This window comes from Legionella jordanis (assembly GCF_900637635.1).
Classification (GTDB): Bacteria; Pseudomonadota; Gammaproteobacteria; order Legionellales; family Legionellaceae; genus Tatlockia; species Tatlockia jordanis.
Window position 1 is genome coordinate 2,222,369 of the sequence record NZ_LR134383.1, and the last position, 25,638, is coordinate 2,248,006.

Here is a 25,638-nt window from a genome sequence, read left to right on the forward strand (position 1 = left end):
TACCTTTGGACCAGTCCTTGAATTAACAAAATTATATTAATTTCTCTGCTGATAATTTTTCCATTGTTTAAATTATTGTCCTTCGGCGTTTTCTACTCTCTTAACTAGGGATTCCCCTGGGTCATAATAAATAACCATCAGTCATATTGACCAATTGCAGCTGAGTAATATGAGCTTCATCGCCCTCTAATCTGACATTTAGTTACACTATTAAGCTCGTTATTTTAGTTTCGTCATCCAAGGTTGGAGTTGATTGATTGAAGAATGAATGTTTATTAAATTTTTTCTCAGTGTCAATTTCTTCAGGCTCTTGCTCCACGGGTTCAACAAACATATTTTCTCTATGTTGAAGCATTTTAATAATTGTTTCATCCGTGGCTAAGTCAAAAACTCCATGCCCGTTATCTAAAGTAACCTCGAAACTGGCTCCTTGCTTTAATAAATACTCAACGATTTCAGCAAATCCTTGCTCAACAGCAATTAGGAGGGCTGAAAACCCATTCTCCCCTTGGAAATCAATTATTAAGGTATCCGTTCGAAGCAAGAATTTAATTCTAGGTAAATCATTAAGTGTTGCAGCAAATAGTAACTCATAACCTTTAAGTAGGTTATAAATAGGGGAGCTCATTGAAGCTAGTTGTCTTGCTGTTTTTCCTTTTGTATTCTTTAATAATGGATTGGCTCCACATCTTAATAAATATTCAGTTATTCGATCCTGTTCAGCATCAACTGCTAACATTAAAACACTATACCCCTTTGAATTTTGATAATTGAGATCAGCACCAGAATCAACCAATTCATCAATCTCTTGAGCACATACGTTTCTTGACTTAACTTTTTCACACAGCAAAATACTATATTTTTCACGATCCGGTAATTTCTCTAACTCAACTCGCATTTCCGCTTTTTTTAAAAGCTCATATAATGGAGAACTTTGCGTCACTAAATCACTGGCTTTTTGACCATAATCATTGGTAATGAGTGGAGAAGCTCCCTCATTTAACAAATACTGAACAAGCTGCTCATTTTGATTTTCACTAGCAAACATCAATGCAGTATAACCATTTGAACCTTGAAAATTGATGTCTACTCCACTTTGTAGTTGTCCTTTTATTGTACTTAACTTCGCATCTACCTGTTCGGCCTCGTTCAAAAAAGAGAAATGTAAGCAAACAATCTGTTGTTCCTTTTGTGCCTCGATTGAAACTACTTGACTTAACTGTCCTCGACATTGATTTTTAATAACTAATTCTTGTAATGCGGAACCTTCTGGTGCTAGATCCTTAGCTTGCATTCCAGAGGCATCACGAATGGTTGGATCAGCGCCATGCCTTAACAACAGTTCAGCAACAGTAAATTTTTCCGAATATAAGGCGAACATCAAAGGGGTTTGTTTATTGTGGTTTGTACTATTGATGTTTACTCCCTCATTTATCAATCCTCCAATTACAAAAAAGCTGGGATTCTCCTTAGATAATTCATTAAAAAGTTTTTTAGTATTCTCAGTTCGAAGCTTATCATTCTCTTGCCGTATCCTATCATATTCAAACGTTACTTGAAATTTTGCTTCATAGAGTCTTTGTTGTTCTTCTTTTATTTTTTCCTGTTCAATTTCTATTTTTCTTAATTCTTCCCTTTCAATTTGTCTTCTTTTTTCTTCCTCAGTTCTCTTTTCTTCTTCGCGCGCGCGTTCCTCGTCTTCTCTCACGCGTTTTTCTTCTTTCTCTTGTTTAGCTCTTAAAACTTCTTGTTCAATAACCTCGAAATCGGTAACAGAAATTCCTTCATATTGCTCAGGAAAATTTTGTAAATTTACATTTCTGATGAAATAATCCTGAACCTTTTCATCAACAGCTTTTGCGTCGCTATCGAGTGTATTATAGTAACGACCATTTACATACACACGATGGGTGGAGATGTATTCAGCCAACCTACCCTCAAGATGTATACTGCTTGAATCAAACTTAAATTTCGGACCCAAATGACCATTCTGACTATAAATACCAAGTACTAGAAATGCAATCAATACATGTATGGACTGTTCAATATCCTCGCAACGTAAAACGATTGGGTTTTCTTCTGTTGGTGGTTCTTTTAACTGCAGTAGAACCGATAAAGCTAAAGACAGTGAATACTTAATCCGATCTTCGTTATATCTATAACTACCTGGAGGAGAAAACTTTTCAGGAAAAAGTTCCCCATTTAATATTTTATGTAGAGGTCTATGGGGGATATTTCGCTGTCGTTCTTCTAGGATTTTGCTTCTAATTTCTTTGTTTCTTTTTTCCTGTTCCTCTGCTTCAGCCTTTTCCCTCAACAAAAAAGCCTCTTGCTCTTCAATAGTTCGTACTGTATCTGGAAAATGCTTATAAAAGGCTATAGGATAATCATTCAGTGTCAGCGGTGGCTCATCAGAACGTGGGAAAAAAGTATCATCTAGTCTAAAAACAGTTTTGTACAAGGAGTTTTCTTTAAAGGTATCCCAAAAAAGTCCTATTTCCATTTCTGTATTAACAGAAAAATATTTGGACATCTTTATAGCGGATCTTTTAAATTTTTTTGGTGATTCCTCTCCATAAACCATAAACGCCGTCCAAATATAGCGTAGATGCAATCTATGTTTCCCCCCTTCCACAATGATTGGATCTCTTGATGTTGGTACACCTTTATAATCCCTCAATATAGAACCAGCAATCGCCATGCTATATACGTATCGCTCGCTTTCATTTGCGGGAAATAGGTCATCATTAAAGACCCTTTTAAATTGTTTGGTTCTTATAATCATGCTATCTCCTTATTATCCTTTTACGCAATTTTAAGAGGGGGGAAATAGTATAAGCTAATACTTTTTTAGTCAAAGAAATTGTAAAAGGTCTTGCATGGATGTTAAGGCACTCTTTAGAAAAATTCAGACTTTTTATTTTGAGTTTTACTCTTTAAATTTGAATTTACATTTAAATAAATTAAATTACCTACACAGGATTTATTCCTAGATAATTGAATTTTTGTATTCTTTTCTGCTAATTTTTTTAAACAATTTCATGGCCTTCCCTAAGCTTACCTTAAGAATTTTCGTTTATAGTAGATATACAGCCAAGTTTTGAGATAAAACCATGGGTAGACCTGTAGCACTTCTAGACGTTGATCATACCTTGTTGTTTGACGATACATTTAATGAAAATTTATTAAATTCCCTTAAAAAGAATGGCATTCAGGATGTCTATCTTTTTACCGACATGCGATTTAGAAAACTTGAAGTTGAAGACCGAGTAAAGCTTGTGCAGCGGCTGCAAGCTCAGGGTTTCACAGTCCATGGCGTGATTACACCCATGGATTTGGTATGGTCGCATATGTCGGCAGAAAATACCGCCACGCTGAATTCAGCCATTATAGAGGGTGGCTATAAAGGAAAATTCCTCGGCAAACCATTCGATGATTTTTTGAAATCCAAACAGGAAGAAATCCCTTTTATTCAAGATGTAATGACTTATTCAGCGGACAGCTGTGAACCGGGTATCAGCTTTAGGCATGCGGTAGAAGCCTATAATAGAATTCCTGCAGAAGCTGATGAAACAACTCCTCTACCTGATGAAATGTTTGAGCGAAGCTCCTTTGGTAAAGTATTAGGGGACTGTCATGCGGAAAGGCAAAATTTCGCACACACCAAAGCCTTAATGCTTGATGTATTCCTCCGACATAAACCTGACTGGGCAAAGAGTGTGATCGTGGCTGATGACAATGAAAATGTTCTTCAGGCAATTGGGCAGTACAAGGAAAGGGTTAACCCTGCTATAGCTGTTAGCAGCATTGCAGTAAGGAATGATAGCCATCCAGTTAGTTATTACGATGATATTATTGAACAGCATCTCAGCAATGATCCTGAATACAAGATCATAAAAACCATAGAAAGTAGAATTGATCAACACATTGAAGCCTTAAACAAAACAAACTGGAATATTTTTCTAACCAGCTCTGACGCAAAAGTCAAAGCCTTGGAAATGTTGAAGAGCAATTTACATGAAGCTTACCAAAGAGGTGAGCCCATAAGCATTAAGGACGTCATTGAGGATTGGGAAAAATCCTTGAAATTCATGGACAGACGGTCCAATGAAACAGTCCCAATTGCGAAAGTTCTTTCACAACACAGAAATATTTTTCGAGCTGAATTCCGTAATGAACAAACAAGCACTCAAAAATTTATTCAAGGGTTGAAACAAGAATTTGGGCAAGCCCATCTTCATCAACCGCCAGAAGAACCACGTTTGGAATCCCACATATAAATTCTGAAGCTGGGAAAGTGCAATACTTTCTCAGCTAAAGCAATAACTCCGAACGCAAAATTAACAATTGTTTAAAGGTTTTGAAATATCTAATAAACTGTTCCGCTTCCATGGAATGATCCTCAAAAACCAATGCTAAATTGATCTGCGACAGATGCTGATTAATTTGTTCAATTCCTTCAGCCAAATGGCTTAAGTTATGTTCCTGATACAGTGCTATTAGGCCTTGTTCAATGGCAAGCACTTGTTTTTCCGCTTCAATGGTTTGTGCGTATTGATGGGCTTTTGAAATATCAATATTATTATAAATTTGGGTTAGAGTGGCCTGAAGAACAGTCAACTTCGTATAATGCTTCTGGTTTTCATCAAATATTGCCTGTTGGCTTGCTTTAAAATGTTCCTCTTGCAAAGACTCCATTAAATTCCGGGTCAGCCAAAACACATTGGTTAAATCGTACAAGCTGCCTTCGCCTGTAAATAAATTCTTCATGTTTGTAGACAAATAGCCATATATTTTTTTAATGTTTTTACTAAAGAGGGTAAGTGGATGGGCTCTCCAAAGCACATTCGCAACCAGAAAGCTTGCAAAAATTCCAATTAAAATACCGCCAAATCGCTCCAAAGGCGGCCACAACTCAGTGGGTGGCCCTCCGGCCTGGGCCAGACAAATAACCAGAGCTATATTAGCCTGCAGGCCTATGTAGCTGTACTTTTTTGATTTAAACGTTAAATAACTGAAAGCCCAAACTGGAAAGAAAAGTATAAACAATAAGGCATACAGGTTGAGGGAGAAAAACAGCAAGGGAAATAGCGCGACAAACCCGCCAAGCAAGCAGCCTAAGGTTCGATAGAGGCTGATGTTTTTCATTTCAAAGAGATCTTTGCGGATTGAAATAACAATGCTGCTGATAATGCCGTTTAATCCGCCTGGCCAATCGCTGATTATCCAAAATACCAAGGCAAGTATCGCCGCCAACCCCGCTTTAATGCTGTGCTTAATGATCTCCGGATCACTGCTTAGCAATTGTTGACTGCTGATTAGTTTTTTTTCTGTGTTATTTAACTGCTCATGTTTGATGAAAATATTTTCCAGATTCTGAAATGTCCTATTTATCTGTTCGACTAAAGACAAGAGATGTAAAAACGCTTTCGATCCTGTTTTAAGTCCCTCATCGTTCTCAATTTTTAAACGAAAAGCATCAAGTGCTTCAGCACCTCTCAGAAATTCGGCTTGCTTAAGCTCACTGTAAAAAGCCCTTTCCAAAGTAGTCAGATCCTGTTGGAGGGCCGAAAAAATCTGTTGAATGTCCCCCTGTGAAGTTAAAATGTCTTGGGAAGAATGATAGGAAACATTGAAATAACTGATGCCGCGAGCCAATTCAAAGAACAATTCCAGCAATACGCGAAATTGATCAATTCTTTCCCGACTGATGCTAAATTCACGTCGCATGAATCCTAACAGTTCAGTGGTTTTTTTGATTGTTTTTTTCCACTGCAGGTTTTCCTTTTCCACATCCCCTAAAGAAGGAACTCCAGTCGTCAAAGATTGTTCCAGGTGATTTAAAAGCATGCGAAAGGAGTTAAAAATCCCTGAAACTTCCTTATTGACATTGTCACGAATGGTATTAGGGAAAAGACAAAAAGCAGCGGCAGCAGAAACAATAACCCCAAGTCCAATTTCAATAGGTCGCCAGACTGCCACGTAGAATGCATCTTGAGGATTAATAGCCAATTGCGCAATGACGATGAATGCACCAAGAGCTCCTAGCAAAAAGGCATAGGCATAGGAACTGAAGTTGTAATAGTAGACAGCGACAGTGATTAACAGCAAATTGACCGTCAGATAAAGAAAAAAACTGTCCGCCACCATACTTGCTAAAATATAGCCAATCCACACTCCGATGATTGTACCGACAATTCTAAGGATCGCTTTATCAATGATACTGCCCACGTATAAATTAGCTACAATAACAACGGTCATTCCCGCCCAATAAGGCTTGTCAAGATGAAAGGCAAAAGCAAGCAGGATGGCGCTAACCGTTGCAATTGCAGTGCGTAACGCCGCTCGATTTTCAATGGTATTGGAAGTAATGGTTCTTAAAATTCTTATTTACCTCTTGGAATATGTAAGGGTAGTGGCGCTTGCCCCAATTCTTAAAGGATACTCTGGGCTTGGATCATCAATGTATATACGAACGGGAAAGCGCTGAGCAATTTTAATCCAATCCTCTGTGGCTTCAAGATAAGCCAGTGTTGAAGGTGCAACTTGCCCTGCTTGCACTCGATTTATTCCCCAGCCAATGCTGTTCACATGCCCATGAAACACTTTACCAGGATACATATCAATGGTAATTCTTACTTTATCCCCTGGTTGAATCAAACGAATTGCGGTTTCACGATATCGAGTTTCTACCCACCACTGCCTGGTTTCAACAAGGGCAAATAAGCCCTCGCCGACTTTTATATATTGTCCCTTCCTCAAGTTGAAGTTAGTAATATATCCATCCGCAGGTGCCACAATTCTTGTTTGGTCGTATAGATATTTCGCTTTGTTGTATTTCGCCTGCGCCGCAAGCACTGCGTTGTTGTCGAAATTTTGTTCGGCAATTCGTAATTCTTGCGCGGCTGCCAACACCATGGCTTCCTGTTCTTTAATTTTGGCTTCGATGTTTATGACCTGAATTTCAGGCAACGCTCCTTGTTTTAATAATTTTTGATAGCGTTGATAATGGTCGCGACTCAAAGAAACCAAAGAGAGGTTTTGTTGCAGTTTTTCCTTTGCAACCTCAATGGCCAGTTTTTCATTTTTATAATTAAGCTTGGCGACATTTAAATCGGCTAATGCCTTATCCATGGCGTATTTATAAGGCCTTGGATCAATGTCAATAAGCCGTTGCCCCTTTTTAACCGTCTGGTTTTCAACGACATAAATATCGCTAATGGGTCCTGCAACCTGAGAAGCCATATTGACGATGTTAGCGGACACGTAGGCATCATTTGACCAGGTGAAATAATAGGCAAAATAACGATAGCCTCCATACGCCAAGAGTAGGAGGCTTATTGTTATTACATGGGGCCAATACTGAAACGATGCTAAACGTTCTCGAATCATGAACGACATCCCTGTTACACCAGCATTTTAGTAGAACAACCTTTTCGATATTCTACAATCATTTTCACCTTACCTAATTTTTTAGCTTTAAATCCATAGCAAGACTAAGGCAAAATTCAAGCCATCTTGCACGCTAAATCGGTATCTAGCGTGCTTTAAGTTTAAATGTCCATATCAAATTAATTTTTTCCATGACCATACTTCAGCATGTGCAATCTGCAGTGATTAAATTAATAATAAACTTATTCAGGTGTTTTTTAACAGAAGAATGAATCGTAAAAAAAGCATAACCGAGACAGTCCACAGTAAAGAGCATGAGGTTGATGAAGGTACTTCCAGCATTAAAATGGATGATATTTCCAATTCATCGTCACTTGTACTTTCTGACCTCCCCCCAGAAGTGTTTATGATGCATATGAATTGCTTTCTGAGTAATGTATCCAAGGCCCGGTTATCCCTAACCTCATCAAAATTTTGTCAATTCTTTAAAGATGACTTTAAAAAAGAAAAAGCAGCAGTTGCAAAGCTAAACAGCCATATTCTTCGCGGTGAAGAAAAAGAGGCTCTGTCTATGATAGAAACTTGTCCCGATAGGCTAAGTACCAGAGCCACGGCCATGGATTACTCCGGCCGTATTTTCAGAGAGGTCACCCCCTTTCAAGCCGCCTTACTCTCCCACGACGTGGTTTTGTGGAAAAAAATGGAGCCTTATTTTGACACAATTCCAGATGGACTGGCTAAAAAAGCGAGACAATTTAAAAAACTATTCCCCAATGGATTACCTAAGCAGAAACCCTATGATTTCAGTGCGCTGATTCAAATCATCACTAAAAGCCCGAACAAAGACATACTGGCTTTATTGGATAACCCATTTGACTTCACATCCCCCCTGGGTCAGGCAATAAAGGTCTTTAGAGAAAATTTTACCGCCCTATCGATGAAGGAAACATTTTTTAATCCGCAGCACTTAATTGAATCATTAAAAATCTACGATGAACAATTTTATCTTTGGTCGGGGAACCAACTTTATTTACTCTTCAGTCAGGTTATTGGCTTTACTCAGCGTTTTCTTCCAGCCTACTACGCGCAGGGCTATTGCCAGAGACTCGATACTCTCATCGAAGGAACAAAACCTTTTTTGCGTACTTTAATATTTGAAAAGAGTACCTGGTTTCCTCTGCTTTCCTCGACAGGCCTTGGTTTTGATATTGGCGCCTGGGATTATTCTGGTGGTCATGTGGGACTTAAAAGATACGTCGAGCAAATTCATCAGAACTACTTAGATTTAGGTGTTGCTTGCTCTGTGCCAGACCATCCGCCACTAGCAGCGACACTCAGGGAAACTCTGTCGCAGTGTACGATTTCTTAAATAACTTATGCGATGCAGGGGCCAGAGGTCAGCCGTAGGCAGGCATGATCATTGGCTCCAAATTGCTCCATATTTTAAAAACAATTTGGCTATAATGCTATTAGACAGCCAGGAGGAGCGAATATGGATTATGAAAGCAAGATTGACGAAAACGGCCAGCTGTATTTCGAAGTATACGTTAAGGATTATCCTCTTATTCTCAATAGCATTCTCAATAAAGGTACTGGCTTTAGCCATAAAGAACGCGAAGAGTTTGGTTTATTTGGCCTTATTCCTCCTGAAGTAAGCAATATTTCAGAACAACGGGCTCGCTCCTATGCTGCATTTAAAAGCAAACCTAGCGAACTGGAAAAATACATCTACTTGCGTGATCTACAAGATTCAAATGAAACGCTTTATTATAGTCTGCTTTGCGAGCATATCACCGAAATTATGCCCATTGTTTATACCCCCATCGTAGGTGATGCCTGTCTGCAATTTAGCCACATTTATCGGAGGCCCCGCGGGGTTTTTATTTCCTATCCTGACCGTGACCGTATTGATAAAATCCTGGCGAACCCCCGCTTTGATCAAGTTAAAGCCATTGTGGTTTCGGATGGTGAGCGCATTTTAGGGTTAGGGGATCAAGGTGCTGGTGGTATGGGTATTCCAATTGGGAAGTTGGCTTTATATTGCGCTTGCTCAGGAATTCATCCTTCTCAAACATTACCAGTATTGCTTGATACCGGAACAAATAACGATGAGTTAAGGGTTGACCCTTTGTACATTGGTTGGCGTCATGAAAGAATTCGAGGCCAGGACTACGATGACTTCATTGAAGCATTTATTCAGGCTTTAAAGAAACGTTTTCCACATATCCTTTTGCAATGGGAAGATTTTGCTTTGCAAAATGCCACCCGTTTACTGGATCGCTATCGAGATGAACTTTGTACCTTTAATGATGATGTTCAAGGTACCGCAGCCATTGCAACAGGCACCCTCCTTTCCGCTGTTCAGGTAACAGGTATCCAGCTTAAGGAACAACGAATTGTAATCGTAGGTGCAGGCTCAGCAGGGTGTGGAATTGCTGAATTGATCATTCATGCAATGGTTGAAGATGGGATTTCTGAAAAAGAAGCCCGCTCTCGCGTATATATGATTGACAGAAATGGTTTACTGGTTGAGGGAATGAAAGACTTACTGCCTTTTCAGCAAAAGCTGCTGCAATCCAGGGAAGTGGTTGCTCACTGGAAATGCGAATCCGGCAATATGATAAGTCTCAAAGATGTCATAAAAAATGTTCATCCCAACGCACTGGTTGGAGTGTCAGGTCAGCCAGGGTTATTTACCGAAACCATTGTCAGAGAAATGGCAAAACACGTTAAACAACCCATTATTATGCCTTTATCCAATCCCATCACCCACAGTGAAGCAGTACCGGCCGACCTGATGTTATGGACGGATAACCGTGCTGTAATTGGTACTGGCAGCCCCTTTGGCAGTATTGTCAAAGACGGGAAAATGTTTCGCGTGGATCAAACCAATAATGTTTACATTTTCCCTGGAATGGGCCTTGGTCTGATTTCAGTCCAGGCGAAACGAGTGACGGACAAAATGTTCATGGTTGCCGCTAAAGCCTTGGCCTCTTGCTCACCGGCCAAAACAGATCCGAAAGCCAATCTACTACCCCCGCTGACTGAAGTACGAGAGGTTTCTTACCAAGTTGCTTTTGCGGTAGCTAAAGAGGCGGTTAAATCCAATTTGGCCGAGAGTATGAGTGACGAGCAGATTGAGCAGTGTATTCGCAGCCATATTTGGAAACCTGTCTACGCCCCCTATAAGTATAAAGCCAGAGATGCTTAATTGATCCTGCCCTGAAACGATGGTCTAATAATCACCTTAACCATCGTTTCATGAGGGTAATTATGGCCTTAAAAACTCGGCTCGGATTAATTTTATTAATCGTCGGCATTGTTAATACCGCATTAGCCATCGGGGTGAGTGTTAAACAATGGAAGCTATCACCAGAAGGCTTAGGCCCCCTTAAAATTGGAATGAGTCTTAAAGAAGCCGCACAAATAAAAGGTATTTCTCTCTCGAGACACAAACCTGACGTCTATGAAAACAATGAATGCTACACGGAAACCATTAAGGGAATAAAAGGGTTATCGTTAATGATTTCCCATGGGCAGATCGTTCGCATCAACGTGAACACAGTTGCCATTTCTACTACAGCCGGTGCTCACATTGGCGATAGTGAAACCAAGCTGCGAAGTTTATATCAGGGAAAATTGGACATTGAGCCACACCGCTATGAAGAAAAAGGCCATTATTTTACTTATTCAGCCGATGGAAAACGGCAGGCTTTGCGATTTGAAACGAACGGTAAACGCATCACCAGAATGTATGCAGGTCAAGAACCCCAGGTCTATTATGTAGAGGACTGTCTTTAATCATGCCGTTTAACAAAGGGCTGAATACGAGTATTTCCATTTCATTTCTAGCCATTGATAATGCCAATCCTACAGCCAAATTCATGCAGCTTTTCTATTTATTTGAATTTAACCGAAAAAATGTACTATTTTTTTAATATAGCCTAAATTTTACTATCATTTTGAATAACTACAATAGGATAGATGGAGCTGGTAGTATGATGAATAACCTTTGCTTAACCATGCAGAGTCCTACTGAAATAAAAGACTTACTCTTCAAGCTTGAAGGCAGCAACATAGGAAAGTTTCTCACTCAGGATGAATTGGATGTACTAATAAAACACAGCCAGGTTACAGAATTCAAACCCGATGACGTTATTTTGCGACAAGGAAAAGAAAGCCAATTTCTATACATCATCATTGATGGAGAAGTTTACGTAACAGCAAGAATCTTGGGGCAGGGAATAACCAATATTGAAACTTTAAGTGTGGGTAATTTTTTAGGTGAGATCAGTTTTATTGAAAAAGTACCCTGTCCTACCTCAGCTCAAGCCAAAACTGAGGTGCAATGCTTAATGATAAATAATACTTATTTTGAGCTTTTAACCACCTGTTATCCAATTATTAAATATAAAATTTTAAATGCCTTGTCGCGACAGGTTTGTTGCCGCTTAAAAAGAATCCATGATGAAGTAACAGACCGCATTAAAAATTCCGAGATGGCCAGTTTGTCATTATTTGCCAAATTTGTTAATACCTTCAATCAGCCAAAACTGGTCAGTTTTGAAGAAGCAAGCGTGGTTAAAGAACAGCTATGGCAAGAGCCAATCTTTCAATTTTTTACTGAAGCCGAACTGAATGAGCTTTTTAATCACATGGAATTGCTTGAGGCTAATAAGGATTGCAAATTAATTCATGAAGGGGAAAAGAGAGCTTCCTGCTATATCGTTGTATATGGCGCTGTGCAATCCAGTATTGTACATGATAATAAAATGGCTAAATTATCGGTTATTGGTCCAGGCACTCTCTTTGCGGGAGTGGCTTGTGTCGATAGTGATTCCTCCTATACCGTGACGTTTACAACCTGTGAACAAGCCATCCTGCTTAGGCTCTCTGGAACAGTTTTGGAACACCTACAGAACGAAAAGCCACAAATTTGGTATAAATTGTATTCTTTAATTTGCACCTCGCTGGTCGCTTTAGAAAAATCCATCGATAAACTGGATATCCGGCTTCATATTGAAGCCTATAATAGGTAAAAATCATGTGCAGAATATTATCTTATTTAGGTAAACCCATTTTGGTCGAGGAATTGCTTTATAAGCCAGATAATTCCTTTATTAAACAAAGCTATCACCCCAAATACATGTCGCACTTGTTGAATTTAGCTGGTTTTGGAATTGCTGCTTGGGATAATACTTCGCATAATCCCAAATTCCCTCATGTGTACAAAACACCACAATTGCCTTTTTATGATGAAAATTTAAAAAATTTGGCCTCAAAAATTTCACCTCATTGTCTGGTGGCGCATTTGCGTGGGGTTTCTTATCATGAGAGGCAGATTATTTCAAATCAGAATGTACATCCTTTTGTTTTCCCAGGTTCGAATGTGGCCTTGGCTCACAATGGCGCACTCAGCAATTTTCCACTGATGCGCTATGACTTGTTAGAGTATATTAATCCTGATTTCAGGAAGGACATTACAGGAACCACCGATAGCGAATGGATCTATGCCATCTTTTTATCACAATTAGCCAATCCTGTAGGCAATTATGAAACGGAAGAAATCGCAAGAGCCATCATTGAGACATTAAAAATTGTGCAAAGAGCAAGAAGTAAAAGAAATATAAAAATCAATTCCCCCGTTAACTTGTTTATCACAAATGGGGAATTCATTGCCGCCACCCGTTTCGTTCTCGATTACGGCTGGCACCCCAAAAGCGCATCCCTAACGCATGCAGGCTACCATTCGCTTTGGTATACCTATGGCGACAGTTACGGCTATTATGATAATGAATATAAAATGAAATGGGGACCAGTAAAATCAAGCATCATTATTGCCTCAGAACCCCTCACTGAAGATACAACTACCTGGCTTGAGGTTCCTGAGTACACTCTGGTCATTGCGCGTCATGTAGACAATGAAATTAAAATTATGTCGCAAGACATTAACATTTAAGATGAAACTAAGAGAAATTGTCGAGAAAACGCCAACTTAAAATACCCAAAGCTATTCTCTGAATCGAATGACTAGGGCATTCCACTACAGGGATTGCGCGGCTGACGCGTAATTGCAAAAAAGCAAAAAAAGGTTTTTTGCTTAGAATGTTTACCCTGAAATGCCTGGTACTGACCGCTTGATTGGACAACTGACTTTGTAAACAGGGGAAAAAGCCCAGCTGTTCAATCAAATAGAAATAATTACTGCCTTCGTCTCCCAGCGAACATCCTTGTGCTGCTACTTTGCTCATCATGGAATTGGGATCTTGTTCCTCCAAAACACAGGCTTGCCCAATTTTCCAGTTTCCTTTTGCTAACTTAGCCGCTTGAAATTCCAGCTTATAAAACATTTCTTTTTTTAAAATATATTGGTTTAAGCTTCGGTAAAATAAAAAAAAATTTCCCATATGGGAAATGATGAGCAGAGACAACAGCGAGAGCATGAGCAACGTGCTTAATAAAATAATCCCCCTTTCTTTCATGAGGCACGAATTTTTATTTCAAGGAGCACATGCTCTTGTTTCAAACCTAGACTGACCTGGATTAAATTAGCATTGCTCCGATCAATAGGAACCACAGAAAGGCTTTGAACGATGCTACTCAACTCCTCGCTATGGCTTCCATTTTGATAATACAGTGTATTTTCTCCAGAAGTATTATTTTTTATAAAATATTGCTCTGAAATCCATTGCCCAAGGTATACGGGCATTGTATAGGAGAATTGTAATGGTTTTTTTAACCTAATTAATTTTTTATTATTGCTTGCGGCTATTGAAGCAATTTGTTTAACCTCCATGTGAGAGCAATCAGCAATAATTATCCATTCATCTTTCTCATAGTCCTCACCGGGAATAATCCACAGCTCATCACTTGCCATTTGGAAAACCCTGCTAAAATGTTCACTCATTCGATTGATACGCAAGTTGGTATTCTGACCTCCAGTGATCTCAATGGATTTTATTTTTTCACCTGGGTCTCCGCTGTTGGCATTGAGGTAAGGCATGCTCAGGCAGGGACTAAACCCTGCCTGTTGTATGCTCTTTCTAAATAACTCTTCGAGCATGGATAATTCATAAGCCTGTTCAAGACGTTTATTTCCCTGTTCATAGTGCTTTTTAGCATTGATATAATGTTCAATGAGAAGACAGATTAACACGCTTGCTAAAAACAGGCTTAACAGCAGTTCAACTAAGCCAATCCCCCTTTGATGAATCATTAATCCAAAGCCAAGCTTCGCTGAAGCATGCAACAATTTGATTGCTTTGAAAAACCCCAATTTAGGTTAAGCAGAACTTCTGCTGTGGTTTTAGTCATGGTTAACTTAAAGGGCTTTTCAGGATGGCTGAGAGACTGACCTGACATTAGTCGATCTGCATTATTATCAAGCAGCAAAGAGGCCTGAGCTCTATACAAAGCCTGTTTTAACAATTGCTCAATTTGGACTTGCTGTTGCAATAACGCCAAAGAAATGCCCGAGATGATGCTTAGTGTCAGTAGTAATTCAATGAAGGAAAATCCTTGGATTAATTTCATTTTTAATATAAAAAATTTATTTTCCAATAGCTTATCGTATTTGTGCCCTCTAGCATCGCCCGCTCTCAGGTCTTGCAATTTCGAACAAAAATCCTGCTAAATCATAGATTGCATTTTATTTTTTACATTACTTAGGTAATATCAAATTCTTTCGGACTCAAGGAGACTCCGTTGTCTTGTGATTATCAACAGCTACCCCATCTTGGTATTCAAACCTTAAAACCATATATTCCAGGCAAGCCGATTGAAGAATTAGCAAAAGAGCAAGGCATTCCAAACATTATAAAAATGGCCAGCAACGAAAATCCTTACGGATGCAGTGAAAAAGTAACTGAAGCTTTGGCTAATTTATCCTTTACCGATATTGCAAATTATCCATCGCCCATCAATCATCCCTTAAGGGAACAATTGGGTGATAAACTAGGCATTCCCAAGCACATGATTACCCTTGGCAACGGCTCGGATTTGCTGTTTTCATTGTTCATTACTGTCTTTGCTTTGCATTCTGGTAAGCAAATTGTTGTTCACGATAAAGCATTTATTTCCTATGAGATCCAGGCTCAAACTTTAGGAGTGCCCGTTCAAAAAATTCCTTTGAAACGGGATTGGCAAGTGGACATTGATGCAATGATTGAGGCAAGCCAAAGAAATACGGCAATCCTGTTTTTAGCTAATCCAAACAATCCAACAGGGATTTTTACAGCATACAATGACATTGAAAGACTTTTGTCCCAAGTCCCTGAAAGCACCATTGTTGTTGTGGACGAAGCCTACCATGAGTATGCTTCTTCTTACCAGGAAACAAATGGCATAGCCTTATTGGCTAAATTTCCCAACTTGATTATTACCCGCACTTTTTCTAAAGTTTATGGCCTTGCCGGATTGAGGTTAGGCTATGCAATTGCTTGCCCAGACATTACTGAACTTCTGTGGAAGGTTCAGCTTCCATTTGCCATTAATCAGGCGGCTTTGCAAGCCGCCAGCGCCGCACTTACTGATGAGGATTTTATCCGCAATACCCTGGAATGTACTCAGGAAGGCATGCAGGAATTGCAGCGTGGCCTTGAAGCACTCGAACTACCTTACCTTCCTTCCTATGGAAATTTTATATGTTTTGATTGCCGCATGGATGCTTCTATGCTTTATCAAGCATTGTTAAAAGAGGGCATTATCTTAAGGCCATTGCAAGCCTATGGCTTACCTCATCATTTACGCCTAACCATTGGAACCAAAGAGCAAAATAGACGGTTTATTAACACTCTTGGCCGGTGCCTGTCTAATTTAAAAGGAGAATAGCGATGAAATCCGATTTGAGCCAAAAACATTGTGAAGCCTGCGAGGGCATTGGGCAGGCTTTAACTGCCGAACAAATCCAGAATTTAATGCCACAATTAAATTCAAACTGGGAAGTGCAACAAGGACATAAGGAAATCAAGCGCTCGTTTAGCTTTGCTAATTTTTATGAAACGATGGCTTTTGTAAATGCCATTGCCTGGATTGCCAATTCTGAAAACCATCATCCTGATCTGGAAATGGGTTACAACTACTGCCATGTGCGCTTCATGACCCACGCTCTAAATGGCTTAACCCACAATGATTTTATTTGCGCAGCCAAAATTGATGCTCTACTAGCCTAGTTCTCTTGATTGATCTTAAACCCGGTCAGGCAGCCAAACTATAGTGAGGTAAGGCTGCATACTCTTCCTACGAGATATACATGGTATTTTAGCCAAGCTTGATTTAATTATTCCCTCCAGTTGCCAGCCCCACCGTGATGTACCGCATTAATCATTGAAGTTTTTAGATGTATGTGGCAAAAGACATCAATGGCCACAAAGACTTATTTCTAATCACCTTAAAAAAAGGAAGAGAATCATAAGTTTTCATGTTCTTTCCACAAAGTTATTCACAGTTTTTGGGGATAACTTTAGTCGCGAAAATTTCCTCGCTTCCTTTAAAGTCAAGGATTTTATTGGTGTTTTACATTTTAAATGAGCCTGGGGCACTGAAAGAATCGTGGAATTATCCACAAGGACAAATGGGAGGGAAAACGGAGTAGGACTGATATGATAATTGAAATATTTTAAATTCGATAGTCTTGACTTCAAATCAATTCGCAAAAAAGTTTTTTCACATTTTTACCTAAAACAATTGGCAATGCTGTCGTAATCAATAGTTTTCTCAATTTCCCGCCCGAAGGATAAATCGTGACGGTTTAAGTGAAAATTATGACATTGTGTTTCAAATTAACTTCATTGACTACTTCATTTAGAAAACCCCTTCGTCACCGCTTCTGCAATGACGAAAGGCATAAGTGAGTTGGCAATCAGGGCCTGTCATCAATTTCTTTTCGCTGGGAAGGGAGAAAATCCTTTCTATCAAGTCCCATGGCAACAGCCAACGCTCCAGCCACATAAATAGAAGAGTAAGTACCAACGACAATACCAATGATTAATGAGAGTGCAAAGCCTCGAATTGTTTCCCCACCATAAACAAATAGAGCCACCACCACGAACAAAGTAAGCATGGAAGTCATAATTGTACGAGAAAGTGTTTGGTTAATGGAAATATTCATGATTTCTAAAGGGGATGCACGACGAATTTTAACAAAATTTTCACGCACCCGATCAAAAACCACAATGGTATCGTTCAAAGAATAACCAATAACGGCGAGTAGACCTGCCAAAGCTTTTAAATCAAATTCAATACCGAATATTGCAAAAATACCGAGAATTAAAATTGGGTCGTGAATCAGAGCCACAGCAGAACTCACGGCCAAACGATATTCAAACCGCATGCCGATGTAAATCATAGTTGCCAATAGGGAAACAATTACGGCCAAAGCACCTTTGGTGGCTAATTCCTGACCGACCTGCGGCCCAACAAAATCAACACGTTGCTTGATAGCTCCAGGTAGTTGCGCCATGACCTGATCAACTGTGGTACTTTGGTTAACATCGGGACGCGGAGCAATGCTGATTAAAACATCTTTAGAAGTCCCATAGCTGATCACTTGCGCTTCTTTAAAGCCAGCCTTGTAGAGGTTTTCACGTATGCCTTCCAGATTGGCTGCTTGGGGATATGAAATGACAATTTGCGTACCACCAGTGAAATCCAGCCCCCATTTCAAGCCGTTAACCAGCAGAGCCATAATTGATATAATAAAAATAAGCGCTGACAACAGGGCAGTCCACTTTCGGGCGCCCATGAAGTCTATTTTTGAATTTGGATTAAAAAATTCCATCTAAGTCTCGCCTTAAATACCGATTGAAAGTTTTTTCACACTTCGGCCGCCATAATACCAGTTAACCAAAGCGCGCGTGTAGGTAATACTCGTCAACATGGAAGTTAATAAGCCTAAGGATAATATCACCGCAAAACCACGTATGGGGCCGCTGCCAATGGCAAAAAGAATGAGCCCAACAATTAATGTGGTTACGTTGGCATCGACAATGGTTGCGAAAGCTCGGTCATAGCCTGCGTGAATGGCTGCTTGCGGAGAAAGACCGTTGCGCAACTCTTCTCTGATTCGTTCATAAATGAGAACGTTAGCATCGACTGCCATACCCACTGTGAGTACGAATGCAGCTATACCCGGGAGGGTTAATGTATTACCAATTAAAGACATTAAAGCCGCCAGCATGATAAGGTTTAAAAATAAAGCAATGTCAGCCACAAGACCAAAAAAGTGATAATAGACCAACATCAAAAGCAGAATTAAACCCATGCCAACTTCAAGTGATACTAATCCGCGATGAATATTCTCCTTTCCTAAGGAAGGTCCCACGGTCCGTTCCTCAACAGGATATATTACAGCCGGTAATGCTCCTGCGCGCAAAAGCAGAGCCAGATTACTCGCTTCTTTGCTGTCAGTCAGTCCCGTGATTTGAAAGTTATTCCCTAGGGCAGTTTGAATGACGGGAGCACTAATCACACGTTCCTCACGTTGGGCTACCCGTTTCTCAACCCCACCCACGTTATAGGTATTGGTTTTTGTTTCAACATAAACAATGGCCATGCGCTTGCCTATGTTTTCCCGGGTAACTTTGGTAAATAAACTTTCTCCCCCACCACCCAATTGCACCTGCACTGCCGGTGTTCCGGTTTGTTGATCAAAACTTGAAACCGCACTGGTGATGGAATCCCCACTTAAGACGATTTGCCGTTTGAGTAAAATGGGTTGCCCGTCCATGTTGTACAATTTACTGTTTACAGGAATAACGCCGGTTTGCTTAGCCACTTGAGGATCATTCTCTTGATCCACCAAATAAAATTGCAAAGTAGCGGTTCCACCAAGTATTTCTTTGGCACGAGCCGCATCCTGGATACCAGGTAAATCAACGGCAACACGAGTAGCGCCCTGCTGTTGAACCACGGCCTCGCCTACGCCAAGCTCATTCACACGATTTCTCAAAATACCCATGGTTTGTTCAATTGTATTTTGACGTATGCTGTTCAATTCTGTGGGGGACAGCGCTGCCATAAGAGATGTGGTTACATCCGATTTACTGATTAGCAGGTTTGGATATTTATTTTTAAGCTCAACTGAACCATTATTTAAAGTATTGTCATCACGAAAACGGACGTCGATACCTTTATCAGCAATATAACGAATTCCTGTATATCGAATCCCTGCTTCACGCAAATCCTGGCCAATGGATTTCATCAAGCCTTCATAACGACGGCCAACGACACTATCAACATCCACCTCGAGCAGAAAATGAACTCCACCGCGCAAGTCTAATCCTTGCTTCATCGGCTCAGCGCCAATTCGGCTCATCCATGCTGGTGTTGTGGGCGCTAGATTTAAGGCCACTGTGTATTGGGAACCCAAAGCATTCTTAATGCTGTCACGGGCTAACAATTGCGTGTCGGTTGATGCAAAGCGAATTTCAATGTTGTCGTTGGAAATGCTAAGCGAGTTGTATTTAATCTTGGCATTATCCAAAACGGCCTTGACCTGTTGGCCCAAAGCATCCATATCGACCGTATTCTGCGAAGAAATTTGTACGGCAGGATCTTCACTGTACAAATTAGGAACGGCATAAATAAGGCCTGCTACCACAAGGATGACCAATAATAAATTTTTCCAGAGGGGATTTCTATTCTGCATATTCTTTCCCTAGTCCACCTTAAAGGGATTTAAGAGTGCCTTTAGGCAAAATGGCGCTAACTGCATTACGTTGGATACTGATCTCAACACCTTCCGACAGAGCTACCCTGATGTATTGCTCATCCAGATTGACCACTTTCGCCAAAATGCCCCCGGAGGTCACAATTTCATCACCCTTCTTTAATTTTGAAAGCATTTCACGATGTTCTTTGGCGCGTTTATTTTGTGGTCTAATCAACATAAAATAGAACAGCACAAAAATAGCTACGATCATAATCAGCGAGAAAGATCCATCAGCCTGTGCTGCGTGAGTTGTGGGTGCTGCAGCAAGCGCATCGCTAATAAAAAAACTCATACCATTCTCCTGAAATTTGATATTTAATGGCTACGCTGCCCAATGGGCAGCGCAAGGTGGGTGACATCATATCTAGATTTGCTCTTCAGGTAAATGAACCGGCTTAAGTAATTTTATTAGACATGCAAGAATTCAAATAATTTTGAAAATAATGAGCATTGTGTTGGATTAGAAAGCGCTGACACAGTAAAGGTGTCTGGGCAAGTAAGTGATGCAGATAAGCACGGGTCAAGCCTTGTTCGCAAGTGGGACAGGAACACTCCTCATCAATAGCTCTATGTTGATGAGCCATATGGATCTCTTGCAAGTTAAGGATGCCGGTGTGGCTATAAACCTGACCAAGATATGCTAATTTTGCCGGTGAATCGCTCAGCAAAATATTCAAACCCTCAAGAACAACCAGTTCATTGACCTTAACACTTCGTAAATTGGATTCAGATGTTAAGCCTTGGGTCTTTAGAAAATCTTGCAGCGCATTTTCACCATTATAACTACGGTAAAGACCAAATCTATGTCCCGCCGTCAAATCACGGGTTGATTTTGAAATTAAAAACGGTGTGCTGTGGTGTAGAGAGGAAAGCAAAGTTAAGTCAAAATCAGCAGGTAATAAAATCCAGTCAACCTGCAATTGCATCATAAGAGTGAGAAGCTCTTCACTGCTGATTTTCAGAATGTTTCCATCATAAGGAGAGCGAATTGAATAGAGACCCTCCCGGTTGGCTTTTTCAAATCTGGCATCCAGAATGATTGCTCCTTGCCAACCGGTATAATCCCTCAAAGCTTCAACGTTCTGAAGCAGCTGTATCCCGGGCTTCAATAACAAGCTGGACAATTGATAAGCCGCATCGTGAATGCCAATTTCCTGCCAATTAGCCATGGTTAGGCAATTCCCGGCCTCAGTGGTGAGAATTGGCAAATAACGCAATGGTTGTTCAAGCTTATGCATCTATTAATCCTTTTTACAGCAATAAAGTAGCATCACCATAGCTGAAGAAACGATAACGTCTCGCAATGGCCTCTTGGTAAAGCGCCATGGTTTCTGCATGGCCAATAAAAGCTGAAACCAACATAACAAGAGTGGATTCAGGCAAATGAAAGTTCGTAATTAAGCCATCACAAATTTTAAATTCATAGCCTGGATAAATAAAAATGTCAGTATCCCCCTCACAGGGGATAAGTTTGTTCCCCTCAGCCGCACTCTCAAGGCTTCTTAATGCAGTTGTTCCTACAGCAATGACACGATGACCTGCGGCTTTAGCCTCGTTAACGGCCAGCGCGAGCTCATCACTGATGCTAAATTGCTCCTGATGCATCTTATGCTCTTTGATGTTGTCGCAGCGAACAGGCCTGAAGGTTCCCGCCCCTACATGTAAGGTCGAATAAGCCAGATTAATTCCCTGCTCATTCAATTTCTTTAACAACACTTCATCAAAATGAAGCCCAGCCGTCGGAGCAGCTACAGAACCCTGATGCAAAGCATAAACCGTTTGATAGCGATCTTGATCCAGAGATTCGTCAGGTCTTGTAATGTATAGCGGGAGTGGAATATGTCCAATGTCTTGCAACATACTGTCTGTATCCCCTAAGGTACGGCAGCGGTATAAATCCTCTTCTTTAGCCAGGACTTCGATTTGCCATCCCTTATCCAGGTAAAGAATACTTCCTGCCTTGGGCGCTTTGCTGGCTTTAATATGCGCTAAAAAAGAATTATTCTCCAGAAAGCGTTCAATCAACAGTTCAATTTTGCCACCGCTGCCTTTGTGCCCATACAAACGCGCAGGGATCACTTTGGTATTATTCATGACCAACAGATCCCCAGGCCTTAAAAATTGGCCTAGGTCTTTGAATTGTTGGTGGCTGTATTCACCGGTTTGCCGATTGTAGGCTAATAATCTTGAATCGGTCCGATTGGCTAGAGGATATTGGGCAATCAATTCCTCAGGTAAATCAAAGTAAAAATCTTGCTTTTTCATTTTTCAACCTGACAATAAATTGTCATTATTATATACCTTTTTTAATTTGCAGTATGATAGCCATGTAAAATCATTTTTGCTCGATAATTTAAATCAGTAAGGAAAAGGAATTATGCTTGTTACGTTTTACAGCGATGCCTACGAAAACATTGTCATGTTCGGCCATATTGCACAACATCTACTTAAATTGATGGGACACAGTGGGCAGGTGCCTGGTGCCATCCTGGCAGAAGATGTTCCCCAAGCACTGACTCGCCTGCAAGAGGGTATTGAGAGAGAAAAATCTCATGTTTCCAAAGTCTCAACAGCCAATAAAAAAGAAGATGACGAGCCAGAAATCAGCTTATCCCATCGTGCCCTACCCTTGATTAATATGCTTAAAGCGGCCAGTGCCAAACATTGTAACGTCATGTGGAAATAAACGGATGCTTGGTATGGAAAAATGTTGCCATTCAAAGACGCCTCCTAAAATCCAGGAAGAATTAGTATGCAACGTTTTTCAAACCAAGCGATATCTAATCCTTATTGAGAGTATTTTCTCCTGCACGGATGTGGCTTATCGCCAGTACTCTAAAACGAAGTTGTTTTTCAATTTCAATCACGATGAAAAATAATGCACCAGTTGTGACAATAAGGACCCCATCCATAAAGGGAATACTTTCCGTGACAAATACTGTTTGTAATGGGGGAAAATAGGTTATGGACAATTGTGCCACAACAATCACAATAACTGCCATCCAGACCACTTTGGTTCCTCGTACTGCTTTCCATGTAAGGGATGTGCTGTAAATGTTACGAATATAAAATAGATGAAAAACTTCAAGCACAACCAGAGTGTTCAACGCGATTGTGCGTGCTAACTCAAGGGAATAACCGCGATCGAGTGCATAAAAATAGATGCCAAAAACGCTAAAGATAAATAGAGTGGATACAAAAATAATATGCCATACCAAACTTCCCGTTAACAGAGGTTCACACCGAAGACGAGGCGGACGATGCATGGTCCCTTCTTCTGTGGGTTCAAAGGCGAGAGCGATGCCAAGAGTCACGGCAGTAATCAAATTAACCCATAAAATTTGGATTGCTGTTACCGGTAAACGCAGACCCAAGAGCAGGGCTAATATGATAGTCATTGCCTCACCGGCATTCGTAGGTAACGTCCAGCTAATTACCTTTTTAAGATTGTCATAGACTGTACGCCCTTCCCGCACAGCCGCCACAATAGAGGCGAAATTATCATCAGTCAGTATAAACTCAGCTGCTTCTTTTGCAACTTCACTGCCCTTTTTTCCCATAGCAATTCCCGCATCCGCCCGCTTCAATGCTGGAGCATCATTCACCCCATCACCTGTCATAGCCACGGTCATGCCATTTGATTGCAAGGCCATGACCAGTCTTAATTTATGTTCAGGACTTGCGCGGGCAAAAATGTTGCTGTCCAGTACAACATGTCGCAAAATCGCATCACTCATGTCATCCAAATCAACACCTGTTAATACCTTATCCGCATTTTTAAGACCTATTTGCCGGCCAATGGCAAGCGCGGTGCTGGCATGATCCCCGGTAATCATTTTGACTGCGATACCCGCTGCATGACATTGCGCCACCGCTAAAATGGATTCAGGCCTTGGAGGATCAATAAGGCCCACCATCCCCAGTAAAGTCAAACTGCCCTGTACATCAGAACACTCCAAAACCGTATGTTCCGGATTGGTTTTTTTAACTGCAACCGCCAGTACACGCTGCCCTCCTGAGGCCATCTCTTCCATTTTCTCTTCCCAGTACATCTTATCCAGAGACTCTACGTCACTCCCTTGGCTTTGTTGATTTTGGCACATCTTTAAAATTTGCTCAGGAGCACCTTTAACAAAAATCAAGGCATGCTTTAAATGGTCGTGATTTAAAGTAGCCATAAAACGATGCTGGGCATCGAAGGGAATCACATCCGTGCGCACCCAAGATTTTTTTTCTTCATATAGAATGAGTCCAGCCTTAGCTGCAAATGCAAGTAAAGCACCTTCCATGGGATCACCTTCTACAATCCAGTTTCCTTCCTGCTCATGAAGCGCTGCGTCATTGCAAAGCAATGCAGCACGTGCGAGTTTCATAAGCAGAGGATGCTCATTGTTGTCAATCACTTGTCCCTTTAAGGTAATTTTCCCTTGAGGTTCATAACCGATGCCATCCAGGCTAAACAAGTGGTTGCTGGTTAAGACCGATGAAACGATCATTTCATTTTGGGTCAGCGTACCGGTTTTATCAGTACAGATAACCGATACTGAGCCTAGGGTCTCAATAGCGGGGAGCCTGCGTACAATGGTATGTCGTCGCGCCATGGCCTGTACACCAATGGCCAGAGTAATGGAAAGTACCGCGGGAAGGCCTTCGGGGATAGCCGCAACCGAGAGGCCAACGACCACCATAAACAATTCAGCAAATGGATGATGTTGAACAAAATAACCATAGGCAAGAAGAATACTGGCAATGAATAAAATAAATAAAGTGAGCCATTTTGCAAATAGCCCCATTTGTATAATTAAGGGGGTAGTTAGTGATTCTACCTTAGATAGTAACCCGCCAATATATCCAATTTGAGTAGTGGAGCCTGTTTCTACAACAATGCCTTTACCTAGCCCATTTGTTACTAAAGTCCCGCTAAAGGCCATGCACGTCCTATCCCCTAATGGGGCATCCCTTGAAACAGGATGAATGGTTTTTTCCACTGGGACCGATTCTCCGGTTAATATGCTTTCCTGTATGGTGAGCCCATGAGATTTGATTAAACGCACATCAGCAGGCACCTTATCCCCTGCTTCCAGAAAAATAATGTCACCTGGTACAAGCTTTTCTCCAGGAATGCGTATTCGTTCACCGTTCCTTATGACCGCTGCAGTAGAGGGAAGTATTTTTCGAATGGCATCCAATGCTTTTTCTGCCTTGCCTTCCTGGATAATACCTATTAAGGCATTGATGACAACAACGGCTAAAATAATGGCAGTATCCATCCAATGCTGTAAGAAAGAGGTCACAAGCGCAGCAGCTAACAATACATAGATAAGTATGTTATGAAACTGGAGAACAAAGCGGAAAACTGTGCTTTTTCTTTTGGGCTCAGCTAAGCGATTGGGGCCATAATCCTTCAATCTCCTTTGAGACTCCTCTTCACTTAAACCGAATTCTGAAGAGTTTAATGTCTTAAGAATTGTTTCGGTTGATAGCTCATGCCAGTAAGGTTCTGAGTAGCTGTTTTGTGGGTCTGCCATGATAATTTC

21 protein-coding genes are annotated in these 25,638 nt (G+C 40.7%); 9 read left to right on the forward strand and 12 right to left on the reverse strand.

Annotation, left to right across the window (positions count from 1 at the left end; translation table 11 throughout):
• Nucleotides 1-202 precede the first annotated feature (202 nt).
• Nucleotides 203-2,785, reverse strand: a complete 2,583-nt coding sequence (locus tag EL203_RS09905) for an ankyrin repeat domain-containing protein (RefSeq protein ID WP_058472138.1) — start codon at nucleotides 2,783-2,785, stop codon at nucleotides 203-205.
• Between the two features lie 328 nt (nucleotides 2,786-3,113).
• Between EL203_RS09905 and EL203_RS09910 the strand changes: the two genes are divergently transcribed.
• Entirely contained in the window at nucleotides 3,114-4,280 is a 1,167-nt protein-coding gene (locus EL203_RS09910) for a hypothetical protein (RefSeq protein WP_058472137.1), read from the forward strand.
• A gap of 34 nt (nucleotides 4,281-4,314) precedes the next feature.
• Here EL203_RS09910 and EL203_RS09915 read toward each other — a convergent pair whose 3' ends face one another.
• Nucleotides 4,315-6,390 carry an FUSC family protein gene (locus tag EL203_RS09915; protein WP_082647205.1) on the reverse strand — a complete coding sequence of 692 codons (2,076 nt, stop codon included), beginning with the start codon at nucleotides 6,388-6,390 and terminating at the stop codon, nucleotides 4,315-4,317.
• Nucleotides 6,391-7,392, reverse strand: a complete 1,002-nt coding sequence (locus EL203_RS09920) for an HlyD family secretion protein (protein ID WP_058472135.1) — start codon at nucleotides 7,390-7,392, stop codon at nucleotides 6,391-6,393. It lies immediately after the preceding gene.
• 268 nt (nucleotides 7,393-7,660) lie between these two features.
• Between EL203_RS09920 and EL203_RS09925 the strand changes: the two genes are divergently transcribed.
• From EL203_RS09925 to EL203_RS09945, 5 genes are all read left to right on the forward strand, one after another.
• On the forward strand, nucleotides 7,661-8,761 hold the full coding sequence (locus tag EL203_RS09925; RefSeq protein ID WP_058472134.1) for a hypothetical protein: 1,101 nt from the start codon (nucleotides 7,661-7,663) through the stop codon (nucleotides 8,759-8,761).
• 123 nt (nucleotides 8,762-8,884) lie between these two features.
• Entirely contained in the window at nucleotides 8,885-10,603 is a 1,719-nt protein-coding gene (locus EL203_RS09930; protein ID WP_082647204.1) for an NAD-dependent malic enzyme, read from the forward strand.
• A gap of 62 nt (nucleotides 10,604-10,665) precedes the next feature.
• Nucleotides 10,666-11,193, forward strand: a complete 528-nt coding sequence (locus EL203_RS09935; RefSeq protein ID WP_058472132.1) for a hypothetical protein — start codon at nucleotides 10,666-10,668, stop codon at nucleotides 11,191-11,193.
• A 197-nt stretch (nucleotides 11,194-11,390) separates the two neighbouring features.
• Entirely contained in the window at nucleotides 11,391-12,431 is a 1,041-nt protein-coding gene (locus EL203_RS09940; protein WP_058472131.1) for a cyclic nucleotide-binding domain-containing protein, read from the forward strand.
• Nucleotides 12,432-12,436: 5 nt separating this feature from the next.
• Nucleotides 12,437-13,351 carry a class II glutamine amidotransferase gene (locus EL203_RS09945; RefSeq protein WP_058472130.1) on the forward strand — a complete coding sequence of 305 codons (915 nt, stop codon included), beginning with the start codon at nucleotides 12,437-12,439 and terminating at the stop codon, nucleotides 13,349-13,351.
• A 7-nt stretch (nucleotides 13,352-13,358) separates the two neighbouring features.
• Here EL203_RS09945 and EL203_RS09950 read toward each other — a convergent pair whose 3' ends face one another.
• The 3 genes from EL203_RS09950 to EL203_RS09960 are packed head-to-tail and all read right to left on the reverse strand — an operon-like array spanning nucleotide 13,359 to nucleotide 14,925.
• Nucleotides 13,359-13,874, reverse strand: coding sequence for a hypothetical protein (locus EL203_RS09950; RefSeq protein ID WP_058472129.1), 516 nt, complete (start codon nucleotides 13,872-13,874; stop codon nucleotides 13,359-13,361).
• Complete coding sequence (locus EL203_RS09955; RefSeq protein WP_058472128.1) at nucleotides 13,871-14,608, reverse strand: hypothetical protein; 738 nt, start codon at nucleotides 14,606-14,608, stop codon at nucleotides 13,871-13,873. Before EL203_RS09955 ends, EL203_RS09950 begins: the two co-directional genes overlap by 4 nt.
• On the reverse strand, nucleotides 14,608-14,925 hold the full coding sequence (locus tag EL203_RS09960) for a type IV pilus modification PilV family protein (protein WP_126320117.1): 318 nt from the start codon (nucleotides 14,923-14,925) through the stop codon (nucleotides 14,608-14,610). The genes EL203_RS09955 and EL203_RS09960 overlap by 1 nt, the downstream gene beginning before the upstream one ends.
• Nucleotides 14,926-15,096: 171 nt before the next feature.
• Between EL203_RS09960 and hisC the strand changes: the two genes are divergently transcribed.
• Nucleotides 15,097-16,221, forward strand: a complete 1,125-nt coding sequence (gene hisC, locus EL203_RS09965; RefSeq protein ID WP_058472126.1) for a histidinol-phosphate transaminase — start codon at nucleotides 15,097-15,099, stop codon at nucleotides 16,219-16,221.
• A gap of 2 nt (nucleotides 16,222-16,223) precedes the next feature.
• Nucleotides 16,224-16,562 (forward strand): 4a-hydroxytetrahydrobiopterin dehydratase, encoded by a 339-nt coding sequence (locus EL203_RS09970; protein ID WP_058472125.1) that lies wholly within the window; start codon nucleotides 16,224-16,226, stop codon nucleotides 16,560-16,562.
• Nucleotides 16,563-17,251: 689 nt separating this feature from the next.
• Here the strand turns inward: EL203_RS09970 and secF are convergent.
• The 5 genes from secF to queA all read right to left on the reverse strand — a co-directional run bounded on the left by secF (nucleotide 17,252) and on the right by queA (nucleotide 22,366).
• Complete coding sequence (gene secF / locus EL203_RS09975) at nucleotides 17,252-18,169, reverse strand: protein translocase subunit SecF (protein ID WP_058472124.1); 918 nt, start codon at nucleotides 18,167-18,169, stop codon at nucleotides 17,252-17,254.
• A 12-nt stretch (nucleotides 18,170-18,181) separates the two neighbouring features.
• Entirely contained in the window at nucleotides 18,182-20,038 is a 1,857-nt protein-coding gene (gene secD, locus EL203_RS09980; RefSeq protein WP_058472123.1) for a protein translocase subunit SecD, read from the reverse strand.
• 19 nt (nucleotides 20,039-20,057) lie between these two features.
• Nucleotides 20,058-20,393, reverse strand: a complete 336-nt coding sequence (gene yajC / locus EL203_RS09985; protein ID WP_058472122.1) for a preprotein translocase subunit YajC — start codon at nucleotides 20,391-20,393, stop codon at nucleotides 20,058-20,060.
• A gap of 103 nt (nucleotides 20,394-20,496) precedes the next feature.
• Nucleotides 20,497-21,339, reverse strand: coding sequence for a tRNA guanosine transglycosylase family protein (locus EL203_RS09990; RefSeq protein WP_058472121.1), 843 nt, complete (start codon nucleotides 21,337-21,339; stop codon nucleotides 20,497-20,499).
• A 13-nt stretch (nucleotides 21,340-21,352) separates the two neighbouring features.
• Nucleotides 21,353-22,366: a tRNA preQ1(34) S-adenosylmethionine ribosyltransferase-isomerase QueA gene (gene queA / locus EL203_RS09995; RefSeq protein ID WP_058472120.1), complete on the reverse strand. Its 1,014-nt coding sequence runs from the start codon at nucleotides 22,364-22,366 to the stop codon at nucleotides 21,353-21,355.
• A 112-nt stretch (nucleotides 22,367-22,478) separates the two neighbouring features.
• Here queA and EL203_RS10000 point away from each other — a divergent pair, with 112 nt between their 5' ends.
• Nucleotides 22,479-22,787 (forward strand): DUF1840 domain-containing protein, encoded by a 309-nt coding sequence (locus EL203_RS10000; protein ID WP_058472119.1) that lies wholly within the window; start codon nucleotides 22,479-22,481, stop codon nucleotides 22,785-22,787.
• A gap of 94 nt (nucleotides 22,788-22,881) precedes the next feature.
• On the opposite strand, the gene EL203_RS10005 is transcribed toward EL203_RS10000, so the two are convergent.
• Nucleotides 22,882-25,629, reverse strand: coding sequence for a cation-transporting P-type ATPase (locus EL203_RS10005; protein ID WP_058472118.1), 2,748 nt, complete (start codon nucleotides 25,627-25,629; stop codon nucleotides 22,882-22,884).
• Nucleotides 25,630-25,638 lie beyond the last annotated feature (9 nt).

Bases quoted from the DNA above. Each gene is read 5' to 3' on its own strand.
- EL203_RS09935 (WP_058472132.1), top strand. From the start codon at position 10,666: ATGGCCTTAAAAACTCGGCTCGGATTAATTTTATTAATCGTCGGCATT.
- EL203_RS09950 (WP_058472129.1), bottom strand. From the start codon at position 13,874: ATGAAAGAAAGGGGGATTATTTTATTAAGCACGTTGCTCATGCTCTCG.
- EL203_RS09955 (WP_058472128.1), bottom strand. From the start codon at position 14,608: ATGATTCATCAAAGGGGGATTGGCTTAGTTGAACTGCTGTTAAGCCTG.
- EL203_RS09970 (WP_058472125.1), top strand. From the start codon at position 16,224: ATGAAATCCGATTTGAGCCAAAAACATTGTGAAGCCTGCGAGGGCATT.
- EL203_RS09920 (WP_058472135.1), bottom strand. From the start codon at position 7,392: ATGATTCGAGAACGTTTAGCATCGTTTCAGTATTGGCCCCATGTAATA.
- EL203_RS10000 (WP_058472119.1), top strand. From the start codon at position 22,479: ATGCTTGTTACGTTTTACAGCGATGCCTACGAAAACATTGTCATGTTC.
- EL203_RS09910 (WP_058472137.1), top strand. From the start codon at position 3,114: ATGGGTAGACCTGTAGCACTTCTAGACGTTGATCATACCTTGTTGTTT.
- secD (WP_058472123.1), bottom strand. From the start codon at position 20,038: ATGCAGAATAGAAATCCCCTCTGGAAAAATTTATTATTGGTCATCCTT.
- EL203_RS09990 (WP_058472121.1), bottom strand. From the start codon at position 21,339: ATGCATAAGCTTGAACAACCATTGCGTTATTTGCCAATTCTCACCACT.
- yajC (WP_058472122.1), bottom strand. From the start codon at position 20,393: ATGAGTTTTTTTATTAGCGATGCGCTTGCTGCAGCACCCACAACTCAC.
- queA (WP_058472120.1), bottom strand. From the start codon at position 22,366: ATGAAAAAGCAAGATTTTTACTTTGATTTACCTGAGGAATTGATTGCC.
- EL203_RS09940 (WP_058472131.1), top strand. From the start codon at position 11,391: ATGATGAATAACCTTTGCTTAACCATGCAGAGTCCTACTGAAATAAAA.
- secF (WP_058472124.1), bottom strand. From the start codon at position 18,169: ATGGAATTTTTTAATCCAAATTCAAAAATAGACTTCATGGGCGCCCGA.
- EL203_RS09945 (WP_058472130.1), top strand. From the start codon at position 12,437: ATGTGCAGAATATTATCTTATTTAGGTAAACCCATTTTGGTCGAGGAA.
- EL203_RS09925 (WP_058472134.1), top strand. From the start codon at position 7,661: ATGAATCGTAAAAAAAGCATAACCGAGACAGTCCACAGTAAAGAGCAT.
- EL203_RS09905 (WP_058472138.1), bottom strand. From the start codon at position 2,785: ATGATTATAAGAACCAAACAATTTAAAAGGGTCTTTAATGATGACCTA.
- EL203_RS10005 (WP_058472118.1), bottom strand. From the start codon at position 25,629: ATGGCAGACCCACAAAACAGCTACTCAGAACCTTACTGGCATGAGCTA.
- EL203_RS09960 (WP_126320117.1), bottom strand. From the start codon at position 14,925: ATGAAATTAATCCAAGGATTTTCCTTCATTGAATTACTACTGACACTA.
- EL203_RS09930 (WP_082647204.1), top strand. From the start codon at position 8,885: ATGGATTATGAAAGCAAGATTGACGAAAACGGCCAGCTGTATTTCGAA.